General features: G+C 70.1%; 5 protein-coding genes and 1 pseudogene. 1 reads left to right on the top strand and 5 read right to left on the bottom strand.

The genetic code is table 11. From position 1 onward, the window contains the following. Positions 1–50 precede the first annotated feature (50 nt). The 5 genes from ACFU8Q_RS39490 to cynR form a co-directional block, all read right to left on the bottom strand. The gene (locus ACFU8Q_RS39490; RefSeq protein WP_384464458.1) at positions 51–320 is read right to left on the bottom strand and encodes a hypothetical protein; all 270 of its coding nucleotides are present in this window, start codon (positions 318–320) and stop codon (positions 51–53) included. Beyond that, positions 317–646 (bottom strand): ArsR/SmtB family transcription factor, encoded by a 330-nt coding sequence (locus ACFU8Q_RS39485; protein ID WP_384464455.1) that lies wholly within the window; start codon positions 644–646, stop codon positions 317–319. Before ACFU8Q_RS39485 ends, ACFU8Q_RS39490 begins: the two co-directional genes overlap by 4 nt. A 181-nt stretch (positions 647–827) precedes the next feature. Next, positions 828–1,991, bottom strand: a complete 1,164-nt coding sequence (locus tag ACFU8Q_RS39480; RefSeq protein WP_384464452.1) for a hypothetical protein — start codon at positions 1,989–1,991, stop codon at positions 828–830. Further along, the gene (locus ACFU8Q_RS39475) at positions 1,988–2,584 is read right to left on the bottom strand and encodes an ankyrin repeat domain-containing protein (protein WP_384464449.1); all 597 of its coding nucleotides are present in this window, start codon (positions 2,582–2,584) and stop codon (positions 1,988–1,990) included. Before ACFU8Q_RS39475 ends, ACFU8Q_RS39480 begins: the two co-directional genes overlap by 4 nt. A gap of 355 nt (positions 2,585–2,939) precedes the next feature. Continuing rightward, complete coding sequence (gene cynR, locus ACFU8Q_RS39470; protein ID WP_384464446.1) at positions 2,940–3,845, bottom strand: transcriptional regulator CynR; 906 nt, start codon at positions 3,843–3,845, stop codon at positions 2,940–2,942. Positions 3,846–4,263: 418 nt separating this feature from the next. On the opposite strand from cynR, the pseudogene ACFU8Q_RS39465 reads away from it, so the two are divergent. Then, positions 4,264–4,442: pseudogene (locus ACFU8Q_RS39465) on the top strand (cyanate hydratase); the annotation flags it as partial.

Raw genomic sequence — 4,442 nt, 5'->3', positions numbered from 1 at the left:
AGTTACCGCTCGACGGCCCGGGACCTTCCCCGGGATGTGCCCCTGGGGAGCTACTCGACGTCTTTGAGGACCCGCTCGATCGAATCCGTGCGGCCCTGCAGGTCCGAGACCTGGCCGCCGATCTCGGCGAGTTGCCGCTCGATGTTCCGCTGCCCGGCGACAGCGGCTTCGGCGAGCTTCTTGTACTCGTTCTCGCGCGCCTGAACAGCCTTCGCCCGCCGGCCGGCGGCAACTTGCCAGATGATCACGACGACCACGGCGATGAGCAGGACGAACATGCCGATGGTTCCGATGACTTCCTGCCACTCGTGCTCGTTCATCGCGACGGTCCCTTCTCGATGGTCAACGTCTCTACGGCGCTCTCGATGCACTCGGGTGTGAGGTGGAACGAGAACGGACTCACCTCGTAGAACTTCATTGCTTTTCCGTCCTCCGACAGCTCCAGCCGCGAGGAGACGAGGCCGACCGCCTCCAGCTTCTTCAGATGGACCTGGAGCAGCGCCCTGCTGATGTCCAGCTCGCGCGCCAGCTGGCTCACGTAATTGCGTCGGCCGGAAAGGGCCGCCACAACCCGCAGCCGGTGCGGGTTGGACAGCGTGGCCAGAACCCGCACCAGGTCGTCGCCCGTCGGCGCGGCGTCTCTCATGTCAACGTCCAGCACATGCCAAGAAATGTTAGCAGGTGCCTTCGTCGATCAGCATGGGATTCGGTCGGCAACTCTGCGCACCACTGGGGGGGTGATCCGACCTGCTGCGATGTCGATGGAGGTCCGTCACCGCATCCTCGTCGGCTCGGAGGACCGCGATACCCAGTGCGCGTTCGCCGGCTCAGAGGACTGCGATACCCAGCGGGCGTTCGCCGGCCGTCAGGCGTCGGGAGGCGCCGGAGGACAGGTCCACGACCGTGATGCCGTCCCAGTAGCCGTCGCGGGTGAAGCCTCCCGTGACGTACGCGGTGCGGCCGTCGCGGGAGGCGGCGACGTCCTCATGGGGCCCGTCCAGTGGGATGACGCGTTCCCGGCCGTCCGGGTGGCGCACGGTCAGTGACGGGCCCTCGTCGCGCGTGGGGTCGATCGGGCCGGTGCCGACCACGAGCAGTGTGCCGTCGATGGTGATCGCGGCGCCGTGCTGGTGGGTGTTTGCGGTCATGCTCTCCACGCGGGACGTTCCCGTCTGCGGGTCGAGGACGACCAGCCGCTCGCCTTCGAACGGCAGCAGCAGCCGTCCGTCCGAGGGCCGTACGACGGCGTAATGCGGCTTGAGCCAGGAGCCCAGGCCCCCTTCTGTGCCGTAGGGCGCGACCTCGATGCGCCGGGTGTCCAGGCCGACCGTCCGAACCACGGTGACGTCGAAGGAGTCGTGGTCCGTCGCGTACACCTCGCGGCCGTCGCGCGAGACGTCCACGTCGAAGGGGCGGCGGCCCACCTCGGCGACGCCCGTGACCTTCAGGGCGTGGGTGTCGATCACCTCGACGGTGCCGTTGTCGCCGGGCCGGTTCACGCCTACATACACATGGCGGCCGTCGGGGGCGAGGGCGATGCCCATGCCTCCCCCGCGGTACTCGCCGTGCGTGGGCTTTCCGATGCCCTCCGTCTCGTACGGGATACGGGCGATCCTGGTCCGCTTGCCCGCGTCCACGACGGCAACGCCTTCGGCGGTGGCGACCCACGCCCGTTCGTCGTCGCCGACGACGAGCCCGTACGGGGCCGTGCCCACCTCGACCGAGTCGAACGCGCCCCGGTCAGGGTCGACGAACGTCACGGTGTCGGCCCCGAAGTCGGTGACGAGGAGGGTGCCGGACGGGGTGCGGCCCGGCGGCACGGGGACCGACGGCTCGGCGGCCGGGCCGGAGTTGCGGCCCTGCGGCGTCGACTTGTCAGTGGCTGAACCCGCGGGCACGGAAGGAGAGTTGTCCTCTCCCCCGACAGTGCACCCGGTGACGAGCACGGCGGCGGCGGTGACCACCGCCGCGGCCCATGCGGCCCGCCTCACCGTACGGCCCGCAGCAGACCGGCGATCCCGGTGAAACCACGGCGTTCGGCGTGCTCCAGAGCGGTGACGCCCTCGCCGTCGGGCAGCCCCGGATCGGCTCCGGCGGTGATCAGCAGTTCGACGATCTCCTCGTGGGCGCGGCCGCCGTCCCCGAGGATCACCGCCTCCAGCAAGGCCGTCCAGCCGAGCCGGTTGACGTGGTCGATGTCGATGTCGGTCTCGCGGAGCACGGCCCGGACGTAGTCGACGTGGCCGCGTTCGGCGGCCGGGATCAGCGAGATGCCGCCGAAACGGTTGGTGACCTTCAGGGCGGGATCCGCGGGCAACAGAGTCCGCATCATGGCGACACTGCCGGTGACGCCGGTGACGAGCCAGGGGCTGTCGAGCCGGTCGTCCTGAGCGTTGGGGTCGGCACCGGCGGCGACCAGCGCCTGCGCGGCGGCCACGTGGTCGCCGCGCGCGGCGAGCAGCAGCGGGGTGCGATCGCGCTCGTCCCGGACATCTGTTGTGGCGCCTCCGTCGAGGGCGGCGCGTACGGCGTCGGCATCACCGCGTGCGGCGGCCTCCAGCAGGGCGCGGTCGAGAGTGTTCATTGCTGTGCTCCTTAGTCCTTGCTACGGTCCCGGCCGTCGAGCACGCGCCGACGGGCCGGCCATGGTCGGCTGCGCACGCCGGGTTCGCTTCACGTGCTTCGTTGCTGCCGGCTCCAGGGGGACGCGGGGGAACCACGGGACCGCGGAGGAATCCGGGTGTTCCGCTCTCTGCTCCATCCTGGGTCCGTCTCTCCCGTCCCCCGTCGTCGCACCGGCTGGACACCGCGCGCGGGAAGGGGGACACCGCTGTCGTCCGATCGGTTGACCCCGGACTCCGGTCACTCGGGACAGTCGGCCGGATCACGGCGGCGCGACGGCAGGTGCCAAGGACCTCGGGTGCAGTCGGCCAGGGGCCTCAGGTGACCGAGTAGCCGTGGCGGTGTGCCCACTCGGTGACCTGGCGGGTGAAGGCGCGGGAGGCGGCGCTTCGGTACGCGCTCTCCCGGCGGAGCAGCGTGACGGTGCGGGAGGGAAAGGCCGGTTCGAGGGGAATCGGGCGCAGGCGCGGGTGGTCGCGGGTGATGGGGTCGGGCACGACGGTGGCCAGCGGGGTGCGCTGGACGATCTCGATGAGTGCGTTGATCGAGTTGGCCTCCACCGCGATCCGCGGGCTTCCCTGATGCTTGCCGAGGTGTTCGTCGATCTGCCGTCTGGTCGCGAAATCACCACTGAGCAGAGCGAGTTGGTGACTGCACAGGTCGTGGATGGTCATGGGGCCGGGATGGCCGGTGCCGGGGTGGTGGGGGCCGACGACGAGGCTGAGTGCCTCGGTGAACAGCGCCGTGGCCTCGATGCCCGGCAGATGGGTGCCGGCGAAGGCGATGCCGAGGTCGAGCCGGTCATCCAGGAGATCGGCTTCGATGCGGTCCTGGGTGGCTTCCCGTACGTCCAGGGTGATCCCGGGGTGACGGTCGTGGAAACCGGCGACGAGCGGGCCGGTGAGGTAGGCGGTGAAGGTGGGCGTGACCGCGAGCCGGAGGCGGCCGCGCGCGAGGTCCTGCACATCGAGCACCGCCCGCTCCCCGGCCGCCAGGTCCCGTAGCGCGCGCCGGGCGAAGTGGACGTACGTCGCCCCGGCGTCGGTCAGGCGCACGGTGCGGCCGGTCCGGTCCAGCAGCTGGACCCCGAGGGACTTCTCCAGTTGCCTGATCTGCTGGGACAGGGTGGGCTGGGAGATGCGCAGCTCTTCGGCGGCGCGGGTGAAGTTCGCGTGCTCGGCGACCGCGAGCAGGTAGCGCAGGTGACGCAGTTCCGGCCTCATGAAGCCGACTATAGACGAAATCGATGACTGCCAGTCTTTTTACGTCTTGGACACTATAGATGCAGGTCATGCAGAGTGAATGACGTCGGTCCCACCAGCAGTACCGGTCGAAGGGAGTCAAGGGAATCAGAGCCGTACGCCATCCCACCGAGGGAATCGACCGTTTCCGGAGAGAGGTCGAGGCCTGCCCGGTCGGGGCCGGCTCCGCGCCCGCCTGACCGGCACGCCGGCCTTCGCCGACCCGCCGCGTCACGCCGACGCACACCCTCCTCCCGCTTCCTGACCCCGACCTGCGACCCGCACGCCGCGCCCTGCCCGAGCGTCGCCTTGATCCGGTCCGGTTGCCGTCGTCCCGTACCGCCCACGAAACGTGCCGCCCGCTGCCCCGGCGGACGGCACCTGCGAAAGGAAACCCCTCATGATGCACGCCCAGTTCGACCCCACTGCCCGTCAGCAGCTCGCGATCGCCGCGGTCGAGGCCAAGACCCGCAAGGACCTCTCGTGGCAGCAGATCGCCGATGCCGCCGGTCTGTCGGTCGCCTTCGTCACCGCCGCGGTTCTCGGCCAGCACGCCCTGCCGGAAAAGTCCGCCGAGGC

Origin of the sequence: Streptomyces sp. NPDC057543 (genome assembly GCF_042801895.1) — a bacterium.
GTDB lineage: Bacteria > Actinomycetota > Actinomycetes > Streptomycetales > Streptomycetaceae > Streptomyces.
This window is presented reverse-complemented; position numbering and strand designations above follow the sequence as displayed.